At 71.7% G+C, this 20,930-nt stretch carries 17 protein-coding genes and 1 pseudogene; 4 read left to right on the forward strand and 14 right to left on the reverse strand.

Annotated features, from left to right (window positions below; translation table 11 throughout):
* Positions 1 to 14 precede the first annotated feature (14 nt).
* Genes ACIQMR_RS20160 through ACIQMR_RS20180 form a run of 5 tightly spaced genes read right to left on the reverse strand, consistent with a single transcriptional unit; the run spans position 15 to position 4,859 of the window.
* A complete protein-coding gene (locus tag ACIQMR_RS20160; RefSeq protein ID WP_401388763.1) occupies positions 15 to 899 on the reverse strand; it encodes a Pvc16 family protein in 885 nt (294 codons plus the stop codon).
* Positions 896 to 1,633 carry a hypothetical protein gene (locus ACIQMR_RS20165; RefSeq protein ID WP_401388766.1) on the reverse strand — a complete coding sequence of 246 codons (738 nt, stop codon included), beginning with the start codon at positions 1,631 to 1,633 and terminating at the stop codon, positions 896 to 898. Before ACIQMR_RS20165 ends, ACIQMR_RS20160 begins: the two co-directional genes overlap by 4 nt.
* Positions 1,626 to 2,417, reverse strand: a complete 792-nt coding sequence (locus tag ACIQMR_RS20170; protein WP_401388769.1) for a hypothetical protein — start codon at positions 2,415 to 2,417, stop codon at positions 1,626 to 1,628. The genes ACIQMR_RS20165 and ACIQMR_RS20170 overlap by 8 nt, the downstream gene beginning before the upstream one ends.
* A 29-nt stretch (positions 2,418 to 2,446) precedes the next feature.
* On the reverse strand, positions 2,447 to 2,971 hold the full coding sequence (locus ACIQMR_RS20175) for a phage tail protein (protein WP_030352235.1): 525 nt from the start codon (positions 2,969 to 2,971) through the stop codon (positions 2,447 to 2,449).
* A gap of 37 nt (positions 2,972 to 3,008) precedes the next feature.
* Positions 3,009 to 4,859 (reverse strand): phage tail sheath family protein, encoded by a 1,851-nt coding sequence (locus tag ACIQMR_RS20180; protein ID WP_401388773.1) that lies wholly within the window; start codon positions 4,857 to 4,859, stop codon positions 3,009 to 3,011.
* Positions 4,860 to 5,406: 547 nt separating this feature from the next.
* Between ACIQMR_RS20180 and ACIQMR_RS20185 the strand changes: the two genes are divergently transcribed.
* Entirely contained in the window at positions 5,407 to 6,897 is a 1,491-nt protein-coding gene (locus ACIQMR_RS20185) for a PLP-dependent aminotransferase family protein (protein WP_401388776.1), read from the forward strand.
* Positions 6,898 to 6,997: 100 nt separating this feature from the next.
* On the opposite strand, the gene ACIQMR_RS20190 is transcribed toward ACIQMR_RS20185, so the two are convergent.
* Together ACIQMR_RS20190 and ACIQMR_RS20195 are read right to left on the reverse strand one after the other, a co-directional pair.
* On the reverse strand, positions 6,998 to 7,390 hold the full coding sequence (locus tag ACIQMR_RS20190; RefSeq protein WP_401388779.1) for a VOC family protein: 393 nt from the start codon (positions 7,388 to 7,390) through the stop codon (positions 6,998 to 7,000).
* Positions 7,387 to 7,689, reverse strand: a complete 303-nt coding sequence (locus ACIQMR_RS20195; protein WP_401388782.1) for an ArsR/SmtB family transcription factor — start codon at positions 7,687 to 7,689, stop codon at positions 7,387 to 7,389. Before ACIQMR_RS20195 ends, ACIQMR_RS20190 begins: the two co-directional genes overlap by 4 nt.
* A 405-nt stretch (positions 7,690 to 8,094) precedes the next feature.
* On the opposite strand from ACIQMR_RS20195, the pseudogene ACIQMR_RS20200 reads away from it, so the two are divergent.
* Positions 8,095 to 8,322: pseudogene (locus tag ACIQMR_RS20200) on the forward strand (STAS domain-containing protein); the annotation flags it as partial.
* Between the two features lie 403 nt (positions 8,323 to 8,725).
* A complete protein-coding gene (locus ACIQMR_RS20205) occupies positions 8,726 to 9,067 on the forward strand; it encodes a hypothetical protein (RefSeq protein ID WP_401388785.1) in 342 nt (113 codons plus the stop codon).
* Positions 9,068 to 9,121: 54 nt separating this feature from the next.
* Here ACIQMR_RS20205 and ACIQMR_RS20210 read toward each other — a convergent pair whose 3' ends face one another.
* From ACIQMR_RS20210 to ACIQMR_RS20220, 3 genes are read right to left on the reverse strand one after another with little or no spacing between them, the layout of a single operon-like run.
* Entirely contained in the window at positions 9,122 to 10,684 is a 1,563-nt protein-coding gene (locus ACIQMR_RS20210) for a GMC family oxidoreductase (RefSeq protein ID WP_401388788.1), read from the reverse strand.
* A gap of 53 nt (positions 10,685 to 10,737) precedes the next feature.
* Entirely contained in the window at positions 10,738 to 12,315 is a 1,578-nt protein-coding gene (locus ACIQMR_RS20215; protein ID WP_401388791.1) for an APC family permease, read from the reverse strand.
* Positions 12,312 to 13,781 carry an aldehyde dehydrogenase family protein gene (locus ACIQMR_RS20220; protein ID WP_401388794.1) on the reverse strand — a complete coding sequence of 490 codons (1,470 nt, stop codon included), beginning with the start codon at positions 13,779 to 13,781 and terminating at the stop codon, positions 12,312 to 12,314. Before ACIQMR_RS20220 ends, ACIQMR_RS20215 begins: the two co-directional genes overlap by 4 nt.
* Positions 13,782 to 13,957: 176 nt before the next feature.
* Between ACIQMR_RS20220 and ACIQMR_RS20225 the strand changes: the two genes are divergently transcribed.
* Positions 13,958 to 14,701: a DUF2470 domain-containing protein gene (locus tag ACIQMR_RS20225; protein WP_401388797.1), complete on the forward strand. Its 744-nt coding sequence runs from the start codon at positions 13,958 to 13,960 to the stop codon at positions 14,699 to 14,701.
* A 249-nt stretch (positions 14,702 to 14,950) separates the two neighbouring features.
* On the opposite strand, the gene ACIQMR_RS20230 is transcribed toward ACIQMR_RS20225, so the two are convergent.
* Genes ACIQMR_RS20230 through ACIQMR_RS20245 form a run of 4 tightly spaced genes read right to left on the reverse strand, consistent with a single transcriptional unit; the run spans position 14,951 to position 20,903 of the window.
* A complete protein-coding gene (locus ACIQMR_RS20230; RefSeq protein WP_401388800.1) occupies positions 14,951 to 16,204 on the reverse strand; it encodes a type III PLP-dependent enzyme in 1,254 nt (417 codons plus the stop codon).
* A complete protein-coding gene (locus ACIQMR_RS20235; protein ID WP_401388803.1) occupies positions 16,201 to 17,964 on the reverse strand; it encodes an IucA/IucC family protein in 1,764 nt (587 codons plus the stop codon). Before ACIQMR_RS20235 ends, ACIQMR_RS20230 begins: the two co-directional genes overlap by 4 nt.
* Before the next feature lie 6 nt (positions 17,965 to 17,970).
* Positions 17,971 to 19,710 carry an IucA/IucC family protein gene (locus ACIQMR_RS20240; protein WP_401388806.1) on the reverse strand — a complete coding sequence of 580 codons (1,740 nt, stop codon included), beginning with the start codon at positions 19,708 to 19,710 and terminating at the stop codon, positions 17,971 to 17,973.
* Complete coding sequence (locus ACIQMR_RS20245; protein ID WP_401388809.1) at positions 19,707 to 20,903, reverse strand: acetyl-CoA carboxylase biotin carboxylase subunit family protein; 1,197 nt, start codon at positions 20,901 to 20,903, stop codon at positions 19,707 to 19,709. Before ACIQMR_RS20245 ends, ACIQMR_RS20240 begins: the two co-directional genes overlap by 4 nt.
* Positions 20,904 to 20,930: the final 27 nt, after the last annotated feature.

The raw sequence follows: 20,930 nt of genomic DNA on the forward strand, positions 1-20,930 counted from the left end.
TCACGCACCCTGTCTCAGCGCTCCTTGCCGTCCGCGTCCGCGCCGCTGTCCGCGTCGGACTTCCCGCCCGGCGCCCGGCCGGACGGCCTGCCCGTGGCCCTGCGGGTGCGGGCGGGCGCCGCACGTTTGGCCGCGGCACGCTTCCTCGCGGGCGCGGGCTCCGAGGGCGCGGGATCCGGCTCGGGTCCGTCGGCCGGAGCCTCCGCGCCCGCCTCGTCCGGCCCGGGACTGTCCGTACCCGGCTCGTCCGCACCGGGGTTGTCCGTCCCGGGCGGCACCGGCGCCCCCGGCGCCCCGAACGGCAGCACCCGCACCGTCCTGGTCTCCACCGGCTTCGCCGGGACCGGCTTCTCGCGGCCCTCGATCAGGACCAGCGACGCCTGGTACGCCACCGACAGCGAGTACGGGGTCTGGTGGAGCATCCCCCACAGCTTCGACGTCTCGTCGACGTCCATCACCGTCGGGGTGAACCGCACGCTCTGCGGCGACCGCGCCAGATCGCTGCCCGCCAGATAAGGACGTTCCGTCGCGAGCTCGATCAACTCCCGCGACAGCACCGGCATCTCGTGCAGCGTCCGCACCACACACCCGATGAGCCGCTGCCCGACCAGCTCCGCCTCCTCGCCGTACGCGCTGATCAGATAGTGCAGATCCAGCGGCGTGGCAGGGCGCTTGACCAGCGTGCCGTCGGTGGCACGCGTCGGCAGGTCCGTGTGGCGCATCGAGGGGTTCGGAGTGACCTGGTACAGAAAGACGTTGATGGTCGGCTCGGTGGGTGGCTCGGCCGGCGGCCTACGGGTCTCGACCTTCACGGCGATGTCCATCTCCGGGCCCAGATTGCTCTCGATCAGCAGGGCCAGCGCCTGGGTGACCGTCGCGAAGGCAAGTGCGTTGCTCATGGGTTCAGTCCTCGGTCCCTCGTCTCGCCACGCGCCAGATAGTCGTCCAGGGTCAGCGCGGGCCCGCGCCGTCCGGTGTGGTCGGGCCGGTCCCGGGCCGGACGGCTCGCGCCCGGCGGCGGCGCCGCGCTCACTTCGAGCCGGCCGATCTGCACGTGTACGACGCGTTCCGCCGGCCGGGGCGCCCGCCTGCCGATGCCGCTCTGCGTCGCGCCACGGGCGGTCGTGGTGTCGGCCCCGCGCGGCCGTGCCGGTGCGAGGGGCGCGGACGGAGGCGCCGGGTCGGCGGCACGCGCCACGGCGGCGGGCGACTGCGGCCGTGTGCCGGGCGCGGTCGCCGACGACGGCGCTCCACGGGACGCGGGCGGACTCGCCGCGGCCACCTCACGCGGTCCCGGAGCGGCCGCCGCCCGTGGCAGCAACAGCGGGGTGGACGGGACGAAGCCGGTGGGGGCCGGCTCGGGCTCGCCAGGCCGCGCCCCCTCCGTCCGTACGACGGTGTACCGCTCGGTCCGTACCTCACGCACGGGGCGCGGCCGTTCCCCGGCCGGCCCGGAGGCCGGCGGCGCGGCCGGGACCAGCGGGGCCGGGTCGCCGGGCTCGGGGGGAGCGGTCCGCAGCGCCTCGACACGCTCGAACGGGCCCGGCAGCCGGGGCCGCACCCGCGCCGCGCCGGGAGCCGTGTACCGGGCGAGCAGCCGGTCGAAGTGGTCGGGCACGGGCACGTCAGGCATCTGCGCACAGCTCCAGGTAGTAGCGACGCCGCAACGGGGTGAGCGCAAGGATCTCCGGCTCGCTCCACCCGTAGGCGGTGGCGAGCAGATGGACGTCGAGCAGCACGTCCCGCGCCCAGTTGTCCAGTTCGGTCCAGAGGTAGGAGGAGATGTCCAGCTCGGCCGGGGTGGCCTCACCGCACTCGGGGCACGCCACGTTCAGCGTCACGTCGGCCGCCGGGTCGGCCTGTCCCGCCGCCTCGGCGAGCCGCCGCTGCACCGGCTCCGGCAGCGAGTCGGCGAGCCGGTCCGCTGGTACGGTCCGTCCGTCCCGTACCGCCGAGACCGTGCAGCGCGCCAGCAGCAGACGCCGCGCCTCGTCCGGACCCGACGCCGTGCCGGCCGCGGCGAGGTCGGCGACGGTGGGCAGCCGGAAGTCGACCACCCACTCGCCCTCCGTCACCCGCAGGGGCCCGTCCGGCTTCCGTGTCCGGTCGCCGAGCAGTGTCGCGTCGAGGTCGAACTCCATCGCCTCCCCGCACGACTCGCATTCGACACGCACCTGCATCCGCTCTCCGAACAGCGCCCGGCGCAGCGCCAGCAGGTCCGCCTCGCGCTCTCCCACCGGCACCGACAGCAGTTCGTCGGTGCCGGTGTCCGGGCGGGCCGCACGGTGCAGCAGCAGCGACCGTCCCGCGTCGTGCTGCACCAGCCCGGCCTCCCAGGTGGCGAGCAGTTCGGCGGGGCCGGCGGGCGCGACGGTGCCGCGCTCGGCGCGTTCGGCACGCTCGCCGGGAAGCGTCATCCCTCAACCCTTCGGTGCTCTGGCGGTGTTCAGGCGGGATGGGTGAAGGAGGGCTCGACCGGCTCCTCCACCTCGTAGTCCCGCTCCCAGCCCTCGCATTCGAGCTTGACGCTCTGAATGGCGACGGCGTTGGCGTTGGCGTCGAGCTCGCCGAGCACCTGGTACTCGCTCACCCAGGCCCGGTAGAGCTTGTGCGAGACGGCCACCTGACCGGCCTCGTTCAGGACCTGGATGATGATGTCCTTGCGGAAGTCCCGCAGCGACACCTCGGAGCCGAGCCCGGCGCCCACCTGCCAGACCTTGTTGGCCCAGCGGTCGAATTCGGGGTCGTGCGTCACGCCGCGCTCCAGCGTGACCCCTTCGAACTCCGAGCGGCCGGGCGACTTGCGTGGCGAACTCGGGTCACCGCCGTGCCGGTGCTTGACCACCTCGGTGGTGCGCTTCAGAGGACTGATCTTGCTGATGCCCGCGACCGTACGACCGTCCCAGAGGACCAGGAACTTGAAATTCTTGTACGGGTCGAAGCGATGGGCGTTTATCTGGAACTCAGCCATCGGTTTCCTTCGTGTTCCTTTTTCGTGGGTCCTTTGTTTACGAGAGGTCGAACTGCCCGGCCATCTGCTGGATCTTCACGATGACGAACTCCGCGGGCCTGACCGGCGCGATGCCGATCACGACGTTGACCACTCCGCGTTCGATGTCCGCGTCGGTCGTGGTGTCCTTGTCGCATTTGACGAAGTACGCCTCGCGGGGCGTGCCGCCCTTGAAGGCGCCCTGCCGGAACAGGTCGTTGAGATACGCCGAAGCCTTCAGCCGGATCTGCTGCCACAGCTGCTCGTCGTTGGGTTCGAAGACGACCCACTGCAGACCGCGGTGGAGGCTCTCCTCGACATGCAGCGCGAGACGGCGCACCGGCACGTACTTCCACTCGCTGTCGAGCGGGTCCGCCCCTTCGAGCGTGCGCGCGCCCCACACGAGCGGGCCGACCACCGGGAAGGTGCGCAGACAGTTCACGCCGAGCGGGTTGAGCAGTCCGTTCTCCCGGTCGGTGAGTTTGACCGTCAGCGAGCGCACCCCGGCCAGCCGCGCCTCGGTCCCGGCGGGGGCCTTCCACACACCGCGTTCGCCGTCCGTACGGGCGATGACACCCGCGAGGGCACCCGAGGGCGGGAAGGCGCGCAGCCGGCCCGTGAGCGGGTCGGTGAGCTGCAGATGCGGGAAGTAGAGCGCGGCGTGGTTGCTGCGTACGGCGTCGAACGCGCCGATTCCGGCCCGGGCGGCGTCCACACTGCCCCACGTCGACGGGGCGTCGACGAGCAGGAAGATCCGCCGCTCGCGGCAGAGCTGCTCGGCCGCGGAGAGCACCGTGACCATGTCCTCGGTGGACTCGTACGCCGAAAGCTCCGGCAGGGACAGCAGATTGACGTCGTCGACGTCCCGCAGCGCCTGTACGCCCGTCTTGCGGGCCTCGCTGCCGATGAGGTCGCGCGGTCCCGGCGGGTCGCCGTCCTTGCCGCCCTGGAGCGGGAAGACGGGCGGATTGACGGAGGCCTCCAGCCCGAGGTCGTTGGCGCACTCGCCGACGAAGCGCACCACGTCGTCGGGGTCGAGGGACCCGGCGACGACCTGGAGCCGACGGCCGAAGGCGGTGACCTCGGCGCCGGCGTAGGCGTGCTTGCCCGGGGCGTCGGGCAGGGCGCGCAGCTTGCGCTCCAGCAGCAGGGCGAGCTCGGTGACGTCGGCCGGCGGTTCGCCGTCCTGGTCGGGCTCGTGGAGCGTGAACTCCCGCTCCACATCACCGATCTTGACCTTCAGCTCGACGTTCAGGTCCGGCAGAGCGGCGGCGAACGGTTTGGAGACCGTGCCGCAGGGGTCGGGCCGGTCCTCGTCCAGCGCCTTCACGCGGACCAAGGAGGAGCCGGAGTTGACGACGGTCTCGACGAAGCGGCCGTGACCGGAGTTCATCGACAGTCCCGTGAAGGACTCGCGGGCTCCGCCGCGCGCGTCGAGGACGTGCAGGTTGAAGGTCTTGTCCGGGTTGGGCGTGTCGTGATCGACGGCCACCCGCAGCCCCGAACCCCAGACCCCGGGCTCCTTGGCGTGCACCTCGAGCACCGGGCAGTCGCTGTGCCCCTCGGTGGAGTTGAGCGTGACGCAGGCTTCCTCACCGGTGCCGGCCTTCGCGACACGGACGATCACCGCGACCGTCCCGCCGTTGCCGAAGAACTGGTGCACCGCGTAGCCGACGGCGCTGCGGGAGGTGAGCCCGCCGAAGCGCCGCTCGAAGTCCGCGAAACTCGTGACCCGCACCGGCTGATTGAGCGGACCCCGGCGGGTGTGGCCCACGAACGCGGTTACCGAGGTGGTGACCGAGGCGATGGTGCGGACGCTGCTGGGGAGTTCTTCGATGTATACGCCGGGATAGCCCATGTGCGTCGGCATTCCCCCTCCATTCCCTTCGCGCACCAAGAGATGAGGAGGGGAGGCCAAAGCAAAGCGGACGCGCGCCGAATGCGCACGCCGCACCCTTCGATGATCCCCCGTCACACACCCCGTGCGATATCGGTCTCGCAGGGCCGTCAGCATGCGCGTGTGCTTGTGGCTCCTGATGCATGAGTGCCACTGGCGAGTCTCGTTCGCGTTCGAATCAATGGTCAAGGGACCCTTTCGGTCAACCGGCGATCTCCGTTTGTGAGGGTTGATGGAGATCATCCGGCGTGGTCAGCGGAATATCGCCGAACGAATATGAAGCCGAATTCACGAGTGCTTCACAGGAAAGGTGGATCGAGGGTGGGGATCAGGCCGAATGTCATCGGCCCCGGCGCGCCGCCTTGTGTCCGATTAGCGCCGGAACATCAGGGTTTCTGCGGTGATCTGGTGCGGGACGCAGGGCGAGGACGGAAAGCCCGCGACGCAGATCGCCCAGGCCACTGGGATGCCCTGATACAGTTATTGGCTCGGATGGCATGGCCAATCACAAGGGAATGGTATGGCGGACGCGAATCGGCCCCCGTCGGTGGAGGGAGCGGGTCGAACGGGCCGGACCCTGGGGAGCGGGCAGCTCGCCGCGATGCTGCCCGACCCGGCGGAGGCGAGGCCCGCCTACCGTCATCTCGCCCAGGCGATCAGCACCCTGATCCTGGACGGACGCGTCGCCTTGCACGTCAGGCTCCCCGCCGAGAGGGAGCTGGCCGCCGCCCTCGGCACCAGCAGGACCACCATCACCGCCGTGTACGACCTGCTGCGCGAGAGCGGCTACGCACACAGCCGCCAGGGCTCGGGCACCTGGACGACGCTGCCCGAAGGCCGGGCCCCCAGCGGCATCACACGGCTCCTCGCTCCCGAGGACACGGCGATCGACCTGGCCAGGGCCGCGCCCGGGCTGCCGGAGCAGACGCTCCTCGACGCCCTCGTCCACGTCACCCCGCAGCTGGCCGGGCATGCGCACACGCCCGGATACCACCCCTACGGCCTGCCCGAACTACGCGCCGCCATCGCCGAGCGCTTCACCCGGCGGGGCCTGGCCACCGTGCCCGAGCAGATCCTGGTGACCTCGGGTGCCCAGCACGCGCTCACGCTCGTCATCGGCTTGCTGTCCGGCCCGGGCGACCGGGTCATGACCGAGAACCCCTCCTACCCGAACGCACTCGAGGCCATGCGCCGTGCCCGCGTGCGCAACGTGTCGGTCCCGGTGACGGACACCGGCTGGGACATCGAGATCGTCGAATCGACCCTGCGCCAGGCGGTGCCCCAACTGGCCTATCTGATTCCCGACTTCCACAATCCGACGGGCTGTCTCATGCCCGAGCGCGAGCGCGCACGCGTGCTGCGGGCCGCGGCGCGTTCAGGGTCCTGGCTGGTCATCGACGAGACCCTGGCCGGCCTCGCGCTCGACGTCCCCGCGCCGCCGCCGTTCGCCTCCCATGCCGCGCCCGGTGGATCCGGTCAGGTCATCACGATCGGATCGATGAGCAAGACCCACTGGGCGGGCCTGCGCATCGGATGGCTACGGGCCCCCGCGCGGCTCGTCACCGAACTCGCCGGGCAGCGGGTCGCCACCGACATCGGCGGGCCCGTACTGGACCAGCTCCTGGCCCTCGAACTGCTGGCCATGGGCGGAGAACCGGTCCCGTCCCGCCTGGAACAGCTGCGCAGGCAGCGCGCCGTCCTGGCCGAGGCCCTGGCCGAGCACTTCCCGCAGTGGACCTGGCGGCTACCGCCCGGCGGGCTCTCGCTGTGGGTCGACCTCGGCGAGCCCGTCGCCTCGACGCTCGCCGAGCGGGCGCTGGACCACGGCGTGCGCATCGAGAGCGGCGCCTTCTTCGCCGCGGACCCCGGCATCTTCGAGCACCGGCTCCGCATCCCCTACACCACGCCCCCGGAGACGCTGCGCGAGGCGGTCCACCGCATGGCCGCCGCCTTCGCCGACGGCCGCTCCCCTTCCAAGGCCACCCGCCGGCCCCCGCACTGGGTCGCCTGAACGGTCGGCGCTCGCCGCGGGCCGCCCCGGTGCGGCCCGTCCGGCCTCGGGCCGGCTCCGGGACCGGTCGCCGCCGTGGCGGCGACCCGCGGGCGGGCGCCTACGCCGGCTGCGTCGCGATCTGGATCAGGTTGCCGCAGGTGTCGTCGAAGACGGCGGTGGTGACGGGGCCCATCTCCAGGGGCTCCTGGATGAAGCGGACGCCGAGGCTGCTCAGGCGCTCGTACTCCGCCTTCACATCGTCGACGGCGAACTGGGCCAGCGGGATGCCGTCCTGGACGAGCGAGTCGCGGTAGGTCTTGACGGCGGGGTGGCCGGCGGGCTCCAGGAGGAGTTCGGTGCCGCCGGGCTCGTCGGGCGAGACGACGGTGAGCCACCGGTCCTTCTCGCCCACCGGGACGTCGTACTTCTTCACGAAGCCGAGGATCTCGGTGTAGAAGTGCAGGGCCTTGGCCTGGTCGTCGACGAAGACGCTGGTCAGATGGATCCTCATGGGGTGTTCTCCTCCGGTGTGGATGTCTCGGGCACGAGCCATCGCTCGGCGATCTGCCTCAGCGGGTCCGTGTTCAGGTCGTGGAACTTGTAGCGCCCCTCCCGCCTGGTCTCGACGAGCCCGGCGGCCTCCAGCACGGCGAGGTGCTGGGAGACCGCCTGGCGGGAGATGCCGAGCTGATGCCTCATGCTCAGTCGCGAGCAGATCTCGAACAGCGTCTGTCCGGACTTCTCCGTGAGCTCGTCGAGGATGGTGCGGCGGGTGGGGTCGGCCAAGGCTTTGAAGAGGTCGTCGGCCACGACCACACAATAGGCAACTTCTCACTTGCCTATCAAGTCGGGGTGTCCTCGCGCGGCGGGTGGGCGCAGCCTGTCGCCGCGCGGCCGGACCGGGTCCAGTGCGAATGATGATCTTGTCACGAACCATGGGGCCGGCCGGTCTTCCCTTGAAGAACCCGCAGCTGCGATCGGAGATCGGAGCCCTCGTGCGATCGCCGCACTCGTGGCCACGGTGACGCGACCAGGACCGCGCGTCGTCCGACGTCGGCCGGCGGAAGCAGACGCCCAGCAGCAAGCGAAAGGGTGAAGCCGATGACCACCTGCCGTCACGATTCGTCCGCCCAGCCGTCCGACGACGATCACGGCACCGGTTCTCCATCGAACCGGCCATCGGCCGCTGGGCGGTTCGGTATCCACGTCACGCGCATGCGCGGCGGTCACGTGGTCATCGCCGTGACGGGCACCCTGGACCTGTCGACCGTCGACGCACTGCGAGCCACCGCTCATCAGGAAATCGAGACGGGGGCACGTCAGTTGGTGCTGGACCTCTCCGCCATGCCCTTCTGGGACTCGAGCGGCATGGGCGCCATCGCGTCTGCCTACCGCAGAGCGGCCCGCGTCGGCGCCTCGGTCGCCCTCGCAGGTCCTCGTCGACGCTGGAGAAGAAGTACCGGCTCACCGGGATGGACAGGGTGGTCCCGCTGCACGGTGACGTGTGCACGGCCCTCGCCCGGCCGGAACCGGAATCGTGATGTCCGCCCGGCGGGCCCGGGACGGTTGACTGGCCGGTCGCCAGCGGTTGACTTTCGGATGGGCGCGTGCCTACGTTTGTCTTACTTGCAGGGAAATGTCCGCCTTCTTGTGTTGTGGGGGAGGCGGTCAAGAACTTCAACGCCCCGGTCGACGCCGGCAGGGTTCGCCAGGCCGAGCGGGTGGGAAGTGCTGCCTGTTCAAAGCCGATGTGCTGGCCCCTCGCCGCGGCCCGCAGCCGCTCACCGTGCCGAAGTCCCCGGGAAGGGACTCGATCATGCGCGTAACGACCTCGAGGGTATTCCGCGTGTTCGCCGGCCTGTCCGCAGCTCTCGTTCTGTCCCTGGGCGGTGCGGGGGTGGCTCAGGCCTCGCCGGACAATCACCGCGGGTGCTACGACTACGGGTACTACTACGGCTACTACGGCTACTACTACGACGGCTACTGCGACGACTTCGGCCGCGGCGGCTACTACGGCTACTACTACGACGACCGCGGCCGGGGCTGGGACGACCGCGGCTACGGCGGCTACTACCGGGACTACGACCGCGGCGGCTTCGGCGGTGACCGCGGTGGCGGTGGCGGTGACGGCGGCGGTGACCGCGGCGGCTTCGGCGGTGGCGGTGGCGGTGGCGGCGGGCGCAACTGAGAGCCGCGCCCTGACGACGCCGTGAGGATGTCGTGACGTCGTCCCGATGACGCGTCACCCCGCCCTGATCAGCTCCGCGCACTTCTCGCCGATCATCATCGTCGTGATGCACGGATTGACCGCCGTGAGGAACGGCATCACCGACGCGTCCGCCACTCTCAGCCCCCGGACCCCCTTGACCCGCAGCCGCGCGTCGAGCGGTGCGTCCGGGGCGCTGTCCGCGCCCATCCGCACCGTGCCGGCCGGGTGGTACACGGTGTTGTGCGTCTCGCGGATGTACGCGAACAACTCGTCGTCGCTCGTGGCCCCGGGACCCGGAGCCAGCTCCGCACCGGCCCAGTCGGCCATCGGGGCCTGGGCGACGATCTCCCTCGCCAGCCGCAGCCCGTACGTCATCACGCGGACGTCGTGGTCGTGCGTGAAATAGCGGGGGTCCACCTTCGGCTTGTCCCGGAAGTCGCGGGTGCGCAGGCGCACCGTACCGGTCGAGCGGGCCCGGGTGACGTTCGGCGTGAGGCAGAAGGCGTTGTCGGACGTCGGATAGCCACGCCGGTAGGTGTTCATGTCGAAGGGCACCGAGCCGTAGTGGAACATCAGGTCCGGCCGGTCCAGACCCGGCTCGGTGTCCGCGAAGACGCCGATCTCCCACCACTGAGTGGACGACGTGACCATGGGCTGCTTCGCCTCCCACATGATCACGCCCTCGGGATGGTCCTGCAGATGCGAACCGACCCCCGGTGCGTCCACCCGTACGTCGATCCCGACGTCCCGCAGATGCCCGGCCGGGCCGATGCCCGACAGCATCAGCAGCTTCGGTGAGTCGATGGCCCCGCAGGACACGATCACCTCGCGGCGGGCGCCGACCACACCGGTGTGGATCGTGTCCGGCTCCAGGTACTCCACCCCCGTGCAGCGCCCGTCGTCGGCGAAGAGCAGTCGCCGCGCCTGGATCCCGGTCCGTACCTCCAGATTGGGCCGCTCGCCGAGGACGGGATGCAGATACGACACCGACGCGGACGAACGGGTCCCGTCCGGGCGGGCGTTGATCTGAAACCAGTGCGCGCCTCGCACCACCGTCGTACCCGTGTTGAACGGAGTCGTCGGAATGCCGGCCGCCGCGCAGGCCTCCAGCAGCGCCCGCCCGCACGGGTCCTTCGGGGGCACCGTGCGCAGCGTCACCGGACCGGAGCGACCGTGGTGGTCGCCGGGCGCGTCGTTGTTCTCCAGCCGCCGGTAGAGCGGGAAGCAGTCCGCGGCGCTCCAGCCGGCGCAGCCCGTCGCGGCCCACTCGTCCAGATCCTCGGCGGGCGCCCAGAACGCGATGCAGGAGTTGTGCGAGGAGCAGCCGCCGAGGACCTTGGCACGGGCGTGGCGCAGGAAGCTGTTGCCGTTCGCCTGCGGTTCGACGGGGTAGTCCCAGTCGTAGCCCGACTCCAGCAGGGCCATCCAGCGGTCCAGCCGGAGGATGTTGTCGTCGCCGGCGTCCGAGGGACCCGCCTCCACCACACAGACGCTGACGTCCGGGTCCTCGGAGAGCCGCGCGGCGACAACGGCTCCCGCCGTGCCGCCACCGACCACGACGTAGTCGAACTCCGGCCTGGGCGTGTCTGAGGTCATCGGAACTCCACAGTCGTCAGGGAGGCGTCACGGAGAGGCGTCACGGAGAGGCGTCACGGAGTGGTCGGATCACCGGTCCGTACGGCCTCGGACGCGTGCTCGGAGAGCACGCCCGTACGGTGCCGCTGCACGAACCAGTAGTAGGTGAACCCGCCGAGCGCGACGACGCCGATGAACAGGAAGGCGCCCCAGCGCAGATACCAGTGCTGCGGCCCGGTCGCGTTGTAGACCTCGGCACGCGGCCAGGCCAGGTTCAGGGACATGGCCGCGCCCCACAGCACGGCCAGGATGTTGATGGGCAGCCCGAACCTGCCGAGCGAGAAGGCGCCCTCGGTGGGCTTCCAGTCGCCGCGCAGCCGCTGGATCAGCATGGGTGTGGTGACCAGCAGGTAGGCGATGTAGATCATGATGATCGCGATGCTGGTGATCACGGAGAAGATCTGTGGCTGGTTGATGTTGATGACGAGGATGACGACGCCCACCAGCCCGATCACCACCGCGGGAACGACGGGTGTCCGGAAGCGCGGGCTGACGCGGGCGAGCACCGAGCCCGCGGGGAGGTTGTTGTCCCGGGCCATGGCGAACATCAGGCGGATACCGGCGGCGTGCACGGCCAGTACGCACACGGTGATCGCCACGACGACGCACCACAGGAAGATCTCGCCGACGGTCGGGCCGAGCGTGGTGAGCACCACGTACTGCAGGCCGACCGTGGACAGTTCCTTCGCGTTCAGGTCCGGAACGGACATCAGGGCGAAGAGCAGGATCAGTCCGCCGATGAGGAAGGACGCGATCAGCGCGCGCAGGATGGCGCGGGGGCAGTTGCGCCCCGGGTTGTGGGACTCCTCGCCGAGGGAGGAGGCCGTGTCGAATCCGTACATCACGTACGCGGACGCCAGCGACGCGGTCAGGAACGCGCCGAAGTAGCCCCAGGGCTGTCCCGCGCCGAGCCCGTTGGTGTCGGTGAGGACCGTGCTGGGGCCGCGGGTGATGTGCGCCCCGAGACAGATGATCAGCGCGACGGCGGCGACCAGTTCGATGAAGACGCCGGCGGAGTTGATGCGCGCCATGAGCTGGACGCCGAACGCGTTGACGAGGGTCGAGAAGACGATGAGGACCGTGCCGAGGAGTACGGCGTTGGCCGCCGCGTCGGACGGGCCGCTGCCGTCGCCCACGAACTGGAACCAGCTGTCGATCTGGGGCAGCGTGACCTGGTACGCCAGCGCCACGGCCGACAGCGTCACCATGGTCGCCGTCATCATCATCCAGCCGCCGAGCCAGCCGACGTGCGGGCCGCCCATCTTCTTCGCCCAGTTGTAGACCGAACCGGCGACCGGGTAGCGGGCGGCCAGCTCGCAGAAGCACAGCGCCACCATCAGCTGGCCGGTGAAGACCATCGGCCAGGACCACCAGTAGGCCGGGCCGCCGAACGCGACACCGAAGTAGAAGAGCTGGAAGGTGCCGGTGAGGATCGAGATGTAGCTGATCCCGGCGGCGAAGGTGTGGAAGTTGCCGAGGGTGCGCTTGAGTTCCGGCTTGTACCCGAGTTCGGCGAGCGACGAGTCGTCGTCGTGGCCGCCGCCGTGCGACGGGTCCTTGGCGTAGGGCGCCCGCCCGGCACTCGTGGTCATGCGAACCACCTCTGTGGACTCGGCGCGAGATTGCGCCAGACGTGTTTGGCCTCCTGGTACTCGGCGAGTCCGGCGGGGCCCAGCTCACGGCCGAAACCGGACTGCTTCATCCCGCCCCATTCCGCCTGCGGTACGTACGGATGGAAGTCGTTGATCCACACCGTCCCGGCCCGCAGCCGCGAGGCCACCCGGTGCGCCCGGCCGGGGTCCGCCGTCCAGACGGCTCCGGCCAGCCCGTACACCGTGTCGTTGGCGAGCGCGACCGCCTCGTCCTCGTCGCGGAACGTCTCCACGGTGAGCACCGGCCCGAACGACTCGTCGCGTACGACCGACATGTCCGGCGTGCAGTCGTCCAGCACCGTCGGCAGGTAGTAGAAGCCGTCCGCGAGCGCCGGATCGTCGGGACGCGAGCCGCCGCAGCGCAGCACCGCGCCCTCGGCGAGCCCGGCCGCGACATACGCCTCGATCTTGTCGCGGTGCGCGGCGGAGATCAGCGGGCCCGCGCGGGCGTTCTCGTCGAAGGGGCCGCCGAGCGCGATGGCCTCCGCCTGCTTGACCAGTTCCGCGACGAACGCGTCGTGCAGTTCGTCCTGCACCAGCAGCCGTGCCCCGGCCGAGCAGACCTGGCCGGAGTGCAGGAACACGGCCGTCAGGGCGTAGTCCACGGCCGCGTCGAACGAGGCGTCGGCGAAGACGATGTTCGGGTTCTTGCCGCCGAGTTCCAGGGCCACCTTCTTCACGGTGGGAGCGGCTGCCGCCATGATGCGCCGTCCGGTGACGAGCCCGCCGGTGAACGACACGAGGTCGACCCGGGGGTCCTCGGTGAGCGGGGCGCCGACGGTGGCTCCCGCGCCGAGCACCAGATTGGCGGCGCCGTCGGGCAGCCCCGCCTCGGCGAGCAGACGCATCAGCAGCACGGCGGTGTGCGGGGTCAGCTCACTGGGCTTGAGGACGAAGGTGTTGCCCGCGCCGAGGGCCGGAGCGACCTTCCACGCGGTCTGCAGCAGCGGATAGTTCCACGGGGTGATCAGGGAGCACACGCCGACCGGTTCGTGCACCACCCGGCTGTCCACGTCCGGGAGACCGGTGTCGACGACCCGGCCACCGCCGCCCGCCGCCACGAGACTTCCGAAGTAGCGGAAGCACCGGGCGATGTCGGCCATGTCGTACTCGCTCTCGACCAGCCGTTTCCCCGTGTCGAGGGATTCGGCCCGGGCGAGCGCGTCCCTGTCGCGTTCCAGGAGGGCGCCGACGCGCAGCAGCAGCGCGCCGCGCTCGGCGGCCGGGGTGCCGGGCCAGGGGCCGCGGTCGAAGGCGTCGCGGGCGGCGGCGATCGCCGCGGCGACGTCCTCCGGTCCCGCCTCGTCGACGGACGCCACCAGCGTGCCGTCGGCCGGACAGCGGATCTCCCGCACCTGTCCGTCGACCGCGGCGGTCCAGTTGCCGCCGATGAACAGCTCAGGCATGGGGACCTCCGGGTTCGGGTGGGCGGGCGTCCCAGAGCCCTCTGTCCTCTTCCGCTACGACCCTAGAGAGCCGGGACCCGCTCCGCAGCGCGAGCCGGGTGCCGGCTGATGCGTCCGGGTGCCGGACGATGGGGTAGGTTAGGTATGCCTTACCTTACTTTCGGAGGGGTTCCGGGATGACTGCAGACGACGCCTGCGCGCGCGAGCGGGGCAGCGGTGCCGAGCGGGTCCGCACCGTGCTGGCCGCCGCTGAATCGCTCACCGTGGTCACGGACGCGTTCAGCTGCGAGCTGATCGGCAGCGGGCTCCACGGTGTCGACGACGACGGCCGGGTCCTGCTGCACCTGCCCGCCGACTCCCGGCTGGCCGTCGAGGCCGCGGTGGCCCCGCGTGGTGCGCTGGCCGCGGTGCTGAAGTTCACCGATGTCGCTCCCGTGGCCGTGCGCGATCGAGTGCGTGCCCGCGTCACTCTCGCCGGATGGCTGACATCGGCCGGGACGGCACCTGGGCCGTGCGGAACCGCCGAGCTGCGCATGGACACCGCGCACATCGCCCTGGAAACGGACGCGGGCACCACCACCGTCGGCCTCGACGAACTCGCCCTGGCCAGGCCGGACGTGCTCGCCCGCTGCGAGGCCGTCATGCTCACCCACCTCGTCGACGACCACGGCGATGTCGTCGCCCTGCTCACCCGCCTGATCGAGGGGCGGCTGCTCCAGGGCGTGACCCGGGTCTGGCCGCTGGCCATGAACCGGAACGGTCTGATCCTCCGTCTCGAGCACGCGCACACCCACCAGGACGTCCACCTGCCCTTCCCTTCGCCCCTGCGCGAACCCGCCGAGGCCGGGGACCGGGTGCAGGAACTCCTCGCCGCCGCCCGTGCCTGCCGCCGGGGCAGCCGGCTGCCGAGCCGGCCGTGACCGCCGAACCGGCCGTCGCGCACCGGGTGCCCCGCACCCCGCCGGGCGGTTACGACCAGGTCGCGGCGATCATCCGCGCGGCGCCGAGGGCGGCGGCCATCTGCACGCCTCCGGACCCGCCCGCACCTGAACCACCCACGCCGGATCCGCCCGTACGGAGTTCACCCGCTCCGGATGCGACCGTGCGGAGTTGACCCGCGCCGGATCCGGCCGTGCGGAGTTCACCCGCGCAGGGCCCCCGCCGCACGCTCACCGGCCGAGGAAGTGGAAACCGGGCCGGGGGTGCATGAGGAAGTCGTGGTGGGAGATGTTCCACGCGTAGGCCCCCGCGAGCCCGAACAGCACACGGTCCCCGGCCCGCAGACCGCTCGCCCTGACGCCGCGGGCAAGCACGTCCTTCGGGGTGCACAACTGGCCGGCCAGCGTGACCAGTTCGCCCCGGGCCGTCGGCCGTGGCCAGGGATGGGGCCAGGCCGCCACCGGCAGCAGCGCACAGGGCTGGTCATGGCCCTTCGTCGCGGGCGTGCGCAGGTGGTGCGTACCGCCGCGGACCACGGCGAACTCCTCGCCGTGGCTGAGCTTCACATCCAGGACCTCGGTGGCGTACCAGCCGCAGTACGCGGTGAGCGCGCGCCCCGGCTCGATGCGCAGCCGCGGGCCGGGGTGGGCGGCGGCGAGACGGGCGAGCCCGGCTCCGTAGCCTGCCCAGTCGAACCGGGTGGCGGGTTCGGCGTAGTCGACCGTCATGCCGCCACCGACGTTCACCTCGTGGAGCCGGACGCGATGGCGTTCGAAGAGCCGTACGGACCAGGTCAGCACGGACTCGGCGACCGCCAGCTGGGCCTCGGCTCCGAGGCCGCTCGCCAGATGGGCATGGACACCGCGCGGCACCAGCCGCGGACACGAACCGTCGGTGAGCCACCGCATGACGTCATCGGCCTCGGAGGGATCCATGCCGAACGGCGTGGGCCTGCCGCCCATGGACAGCGCGCTCGTCCTCAACGACCCGTCCGCGAGAGGGAGATTGAAGCGCAGCAGGACCTCGACCCGTGAGTCCGGCACGACCCGTGCGGCGAGGTCCGCCAGCACACGCAGCTCGTGGACGCTCTCGACATGGAACCGCGCCACGCCCGCGGCCAGTGCCGCCACCGTCTCCGCGGGCGTCTTGCCGGGACCTCCGAACGCGAGCGGACGGTCCGGCACGACCCGTCCGGTGTGGGCCAGTTCACCGCCCGAAGAGACCTCGAACCCGTCCACGTACGGCGAGAGTGCCGTGAGGATCTCCGGTTCCGGATTGGCCTTGACGGCGTAGTACAGCTCGACGCTCCCGGGCAGCGCCGACCGCACGGCCGCGGCGTGCTCGCGCAGCGCGGCCAGGTCGTACAGATAGGCGGGCAGTTCCTCGGCGGGGAGGGACAGGGCGTGCTCGCGTACCCGCGGCGTCACGTCGGCCACCGGGGCGGGGGCCGACACGGAGTTGGTCACGTAAGCCGGCTGCGTCATCGGGCGCTCCAGATGTCATCAGTGCGTACCGCCCCGGACAGCACGTCCTCGGCGAGCGGGGAGGGCAGCCGGACGTAGCCCGCCTCGCGGTCGGCCGAACGTGCCCAGCGCGTGAGCAGATTGGCCTTGGCCGGCAGTGGAACGCCCGCGAGCAGGCCGTTCAGGCGCGGTGGGTGGCCGTGCGCGTCGGCGCAGCGCCGGAGCGTACGGCGCACCTCGGCCCACAGCGCGGTCTCGGTGTGCGGGTGCAGATCGGCGAGCGCGGCGAGCATCTCGGCCACGTGGTTGACCAGCAGGCAGTAGACCACCCGGTCCCAGCCTCGGCCGTCCTCGTACGTCAGGGGGCCCGCGACCTCCGGGGGCAGTGCGGCGAGCGCGGCGGCGTGATGCCCCGGGAGCAGCTTGGTGCCCTCCAGATCGCGGAAGAGGACCTGCTCGGGTCCGCCGTCGGCACCGACGCAGACGACGACGTTCTGCAGATGCGGTTCGAGGACCAGACCGTGCTCGAAGTAGGCGGCCAGGACCGGCGGGATCAGCAGCTGCAGATAGGTCCGCCACCACGACAGCGCGGTGCGCGGGTCCGTGTCGGCGAGAAGCCGTGAGACATGCGCGGGCCCGGTGGGGTACTCGTCGGCGACGGCGGCCGCCAGCAGCGGCGTGACGCCGGGGCGCAGCCGGCCGGCGAGCCCTTCGCGGACGATCACACCGAAGCCCTCGAGCAGGGCGCGCACGGGCCGTCCGTCCGGGCCGGGCAGGGCGAGACTGCGGTACGCGGGCTCGCGCAGCATGCCGCTGCCGGGGAATCGGGCGCTCAGATCGGCGAGGGCCGGGGCGAGCAGACGGGTGAGGGCGACCGCGCCGGACAGTTCGTAACCGGCGTTCTTCCGCAGGCAGTTGGTGATGCGGACGTTGAGGCTGAACTTCAGGAAGCTGTCGCCGTCGTAGAGCGTGCGCACGGAGGCGGTGGCGGCGAAGGGGGTGCGGCCGGGGCCGAGGTCGAGCACATCGCCTCGGCCGAGAGCCGCGCGCAGTTCCGGGTGGTCCCGCAGCAGTTCGTACTGCCACGGGTGGCAGGGCAGCAGCCGGTAGCCATCCGGCACCGGACCCAGCCGGTCCAGTGGGCCGGCGGCGCCTGGCTCCGCCGACTCCTCGGAGATCAGCCGGTCGCGTACGGCCAGCAGCCGCAGCGGGAACGAGGCGGCGTTCTCGGGCGCGTACGCGGACCAGGCCGCGAGGCCGCCGTCCCGGGCCTTGGGCGCGGGGTGGAAGCGGTGCCCCAGAACGAGGGACTGCTCGGACGCGAGGTAGGCGGCGAGCGGGTCCCTGTCGCGAACGTGCGCCCCGGCGTCCGCGGGCATGCCGGCCAGGGCGGCCAGGCCCGCGCCGACGCCCTGGTGGCTGGAGGCGATCTGGCCCAGGAACTCGTCGTTGCGCACTCCCGTACGCAGCGAGAGCTCCGCGTGGGTGTGCTCGGCGAGCCGCCGCCAGCCGATCGCGGACCAGCCGCCGGGTGTCTCCTCCGCGACCGGCCCGCTGAAGCGGTGGGCGCCCAGGAGGGAGGTGCGGCGCAGCGCCACCCGCAGCAGTGCCCCGCGGCGTGGCAGCCGCAGCAGCAGGTGCCCGTCGATGACGGCCGTCTGGTGCTCGGGACCCGCCATCTCACGGAGCAGACAGTTGAGGAGGGTGTGTGCCACCGCCTCGTCGGCGGTGGGCAGTGGGGCCAGGGCGGAGTGGTGCGCGGAGGGATGGGTGGAGGTCATCGCCGGTCACACTCCCCGCAGCAGATAGTTGGGGCCGGTGGTGTAGTGCTTGTTGATGTCGGACGCTCCCGAACGTTCCTTGGCCAGCAGGGTTCCCGCGGTCACCATCGCCTTCACCGGCAGCCGGTCCGCGTCCAGCACCCGTGCGCGCAGCACGGCGCCGGGCTCACCCGGCCCGGTCGCGAGCCGCTCCACGGCCTCGGCCAGCCGGTCGCGTACGAGCCTCAGCAGCCGGTCCAGCGGGGCGCGGCCGTGCCGGGCGAGCGCGAAGGCGTACGCGCCCGCGCACAGATGGACGGTGATGGTGGTGAACAGGTCGGCGACCGGTCCGTCGCCGTCGGTGAGTATGCGCGGGTCGTCGAATTCCGCGGGGTCCGGTGCGTCCGCGCCGAGTGCCGCCCGCAGCCGGTCGCCGTTGACGCGTGGGCCGTCGTTGTCCTTGAGGAGCAGCCGCAGCCGTGTGCCGTCCGACGTCGCGTCCAGCACCAGCGACACGTTCTGCTGGTGGGACTCCAGGGCGATCCCGTAGCCGAAGAGGGTGGTCTGCCAGTCGAAGAGCAGCGTCAGCACGGCATCGAGGAGGGCGAGCGGATCCCCGCCGTAGAAGCGGTCGGCGAGATGGTCGAGGACCAGCCGGCCGCCGGGTGCCCGGCTCAGCAGGGCCGCCATCGGTACGACGACGCACGCGTCGAGCCCCGTGGGGTGGCGGCGCAGCAGTACGGCGAGGAGGTCGTGGCCGGCATGGGCGAAGCGGGACTCGTCGGCGTGCAGCACCGTGCTCCGGAAGCGGGGTTCGCGGGCGGTCACGGACGCCAGCAGACGCTGGACGGCAGCGCCGTCGACGAGGGTCCCCGGCTTGATGGTGCGCCGGTTGAGCCTGCCCAGGGTGGAGGTGGCCAGCGGCAGTTTGAGGTGCACACCCGGCCGGCCGGCGAGGGCCACGGTCCGCATGGACAGGGTCGGCACGACGTCCAGGTACGGCCGGCCCGCCAGCACCGCCCGGCCGCCGAGGCCGGCGGCGCGCACGGCGTCCGCCAGCGGCCCGGCAACGGTCAGCGGATGCACGGGGAGCGCGACATGGCTGCCGTCGAGTCCGGACAGCCCGAGCCGCGAGGGAGGCGGGCCGGTGAGCGCGCCCTCGACGGTGACCGCCTCCCTCGGCAGGGCGAGCCAGCGCAGGGCGAAACGGGGGTGGAACTCCGGGGCGTAGGCACGCAGTTCAGCGGCGCCGAGCCCGGACCGGCCGCGTGCGGTGGGATAGACGGGGTGGTCGTGCCGGGCGGCGAGGGTGTCCAGGGCGAGGCCGCCGTCCAGTCCGGTCCAGTGCGCGGGATCGGGGCCGAGCCGTGCCGCGAGCGTCCGCAGCACCTCGTCCCGCGTCCCGGCGTGCAGCCGTACCGTGTCCCGTGTCCGGCGGCACTCCTCGGCGAACGCGTCGAAGCCGCCGCGGTCCTCGGGCGCGGCGAGCGCCTTCAGCTCGGCCAGTACCTCTTCGTGGCCGGTCAGCTCGGCTCCGGTGGACTCCCGGCGCAGCAGCGGCTTCCGGGCCGCCCACGCGCACTGGAACCCGTCCTCGCGCACGGGCAGCAGCAGCGCGTCAGGGCCCGGGATCTCCCGCCGCAGCCAGGTTCCGTCGGCGCGTTCGACCGGGGTGCTCAGGCTGCGCAGGCCCACGACGTCCTCACGCAGCAGGGCGCTCAGCACCCGCAGGAGCAGTTCCGTCTCGGCCGCCCCGGCCAGCGTCACGGCGTGATCTCCCAGCGGTGGGCCGCCAGGAATCCGGTCACGGCCCGGTCCACGGCCGCCCGGTCGCCGCCGGTTGCCCGGACGACGCCCAGGAAGTCGCGGTTGGTGCGGTGGAGCGGGTGCCGTTCGCCGATGCCGCGCAGCGGCCGGTACGTCAGCCGCACACCGTCCGCCTCCACCTCGGCCGCCTCCGGCGCGGCGGTCAGCGTCCCGGCGCGGTCCGCGCACGGGTAGTCGAGCCGTGCCGCACCGCCGGTACGCGCTCCCAGGTCCGCGGGAAGCGGCTCACCCAGATGGGTGCGGAGGATGTGCTCGAACAGCGGTATGTCCAGCAGCCCGGCCAGGAGCAGATCGCACTGGTCGCCGATGGCGCGGTAGTTGACCTCGATGATCCGCGCGCGTCCCTCGTGCACGACGAACTCGGTGTGGCAGGCGCCGAACCCGACGCCGAGGACGTCCAGCTGCGCCAGCACCTGCTCGGTCACATCGCCGGGAAGCTCCCCGGCACCGGCATACGTCAATCGCTCCTCGATGAAGTGCGGGGGAGGGGACAGCTCGGTGCGGAACCCGCCCAGGACATGACGTACGCGCCCGTCCCCGAGCGTCTCCAGGGTGTGCAGCTCGCCCGGCAGGTACTCCTCGACCACCAGCGCCGCGTCCGGCCGGCGGGCCCGGATCTCCGTACACAGCCGCACCAGTTCCCGCGCACTCGCCGCCAGGACGACGTCCTCGCTGGCCACACCCTCGCGGGGCTTGACGACGCACGGGTACGGGAAGCCGGGTACGGCCGCGGTGGCCGGATCCTGGCCGGCGGCGAGTTCCGCGCAGCGGACGGTGTCCACGCCCGCGGCGGCCAGCCGACGGCGCATCTCCGCCTTGTCCTTCGTGCACAGTGCGGACCGCCAGCTCTTGGCGGGCAGCCCGAAGTAGTCGGCGGCCAGCGCCGCCTGGGTCTGCAGATGGTCGCTGTTGGTGAAGACCGCGTCCGGTGGGCGGTGGGCCGAGATCCGGGAGACCACGGCGCGGAAGTCGCGTACGTCGCATTCCAGTACCTCGACGTCAGGATGCGCGGCGCGGTGCGCTTCGGGCCGGTCGGTGAGCAGTGTGACGTCCAGGCCGAGCCGGTGGGCGGCAGGGAGGAATCCCTCGGTGACCGAGTCGGTCGGGTTCAGAGCAAGCACGTACATCCGCATGAGGGGTCACTTCCGCGCACAGAGCCG

This window comes from Streptomyces sp. NPDC091376 (genome assembly GCF_044757085.1).
Lineage (GTDB): Bacteria > Actinomycetota > Actinomycetes > Streptomycetales > Streptomycetaceae > Streptomyces > Streptomyces pratisoli.

What these genes read in the sequence shown, in the direction of transcription:
- ACIQMR_RS20180 (WP_401388773.1), bottom strand. Translation starts at nt 4,859, where the DNA reads ATGCCGACGCACATGGGCTATCCCGGCGTATACATCGAAGAACTCCCC.
- ACIQMR_RS20210 (WP_401388788.1), bottom strand. Translation starts at nt 10,684, where the DNA reads ATGACCTCAGACACGCCCAGGCCGGAGTTCGACTACGTCGTGGTCGGT.
- ACIQMR_RS20245 (WP_401388809.1), bottom strand. Translation starts at nt 20,903, where the DNA reads ATGCGGATGTACGTGCTTGCTCTGAACCCGACCGACTCGGTCACCGAG.
- ACIQMR_RS20220 (WP_401388794.1), bottom strand. Translation starts at nt 13,781, where the DNA reads ATGCCTGAGCTGTTCATCGGCGGCAACTGGACCGCCGCGGTCGACGGA.
- ACIQMR_RS20170 (WP_401388769.1), bottom strand. Translation starts at nt 2,417, where the DNA reads ATGACGCTTCCCGGCGAGCGTGCCGAACGCGCCGAGCGCGGCACCGTC.
- ACIQMR_RS20165 (WP_401388766.1), bottom strand. Translation starts at nt 1,633, where the DNA reads ATGCCTGACGTGCCCGTGCCCGACCACTTCGACCGGCTGCTCGCCCGG.
- ACIQMR_RS20185 (WP_401388776.1), top strand. Translation starts at nt 5,407, where the DNA reads ATGGCGGACGCGAATCGGCCCCCGTCGGTGGAGGGAGCGGGTCGAACG.
- ACIQMR_RS20225 (WP_401388797.1), top strand. Translation starts at nt 13,958, where the DNA reads ATGACTGCAGACGACGCCTGCGCGCGCGAGCGGGGCAGCGGTGCCGAG.
- ACIQMR_RS20230 (WP_401388800.1), bottom strand. Translation starts at nt 16,204, where the DNA reads ATGACGCAGCCGGCTTACGTGACCAACTCCGTGTCGGCCCCCGCCCCG.
- ACIQMR_RS20160 (WP_401388763.1), bottom strand. Translation starts at nt 899, where the DNA reads ATGAGCAACGCACTTGCCTTCGCGACGGTCACCCAGGCGCTGGCCCTG.
- ACIQMR_RS20235 (WP_401388803.1), bottom strand. Translation starts at nt 17,964, where the DNA reads ATGACCTCCACCCATCCCTCCGCGCACCACTCCGCCCTGGCCCCACTG.
- ACIQMR_RS20175 (WP_030352235.1), bottom strand. Translation starts at nt 2,971, where the DNA reads ATGGCTGAGTTCCAGATAAACGCCCATCGCTTCGACCCGTACAAGAAT.
- ACIQMR_RS20215 (WP_401388791.1), bottom strand. Translation starts at nt 12,315, where the DNA reads ATGACCACGAGTGCCGGGCGGGCGCCCTACGCCAAGGACCCGTCGCAC.
- ACIQMR_RS20190 (WP_401388779.1), bottom strand. Translation starts at nt 7,390, where the DNA reads ATGAGGATCCATCTGACCAGCGTCTTCGTCGACGACCAGGCCAAGGCC.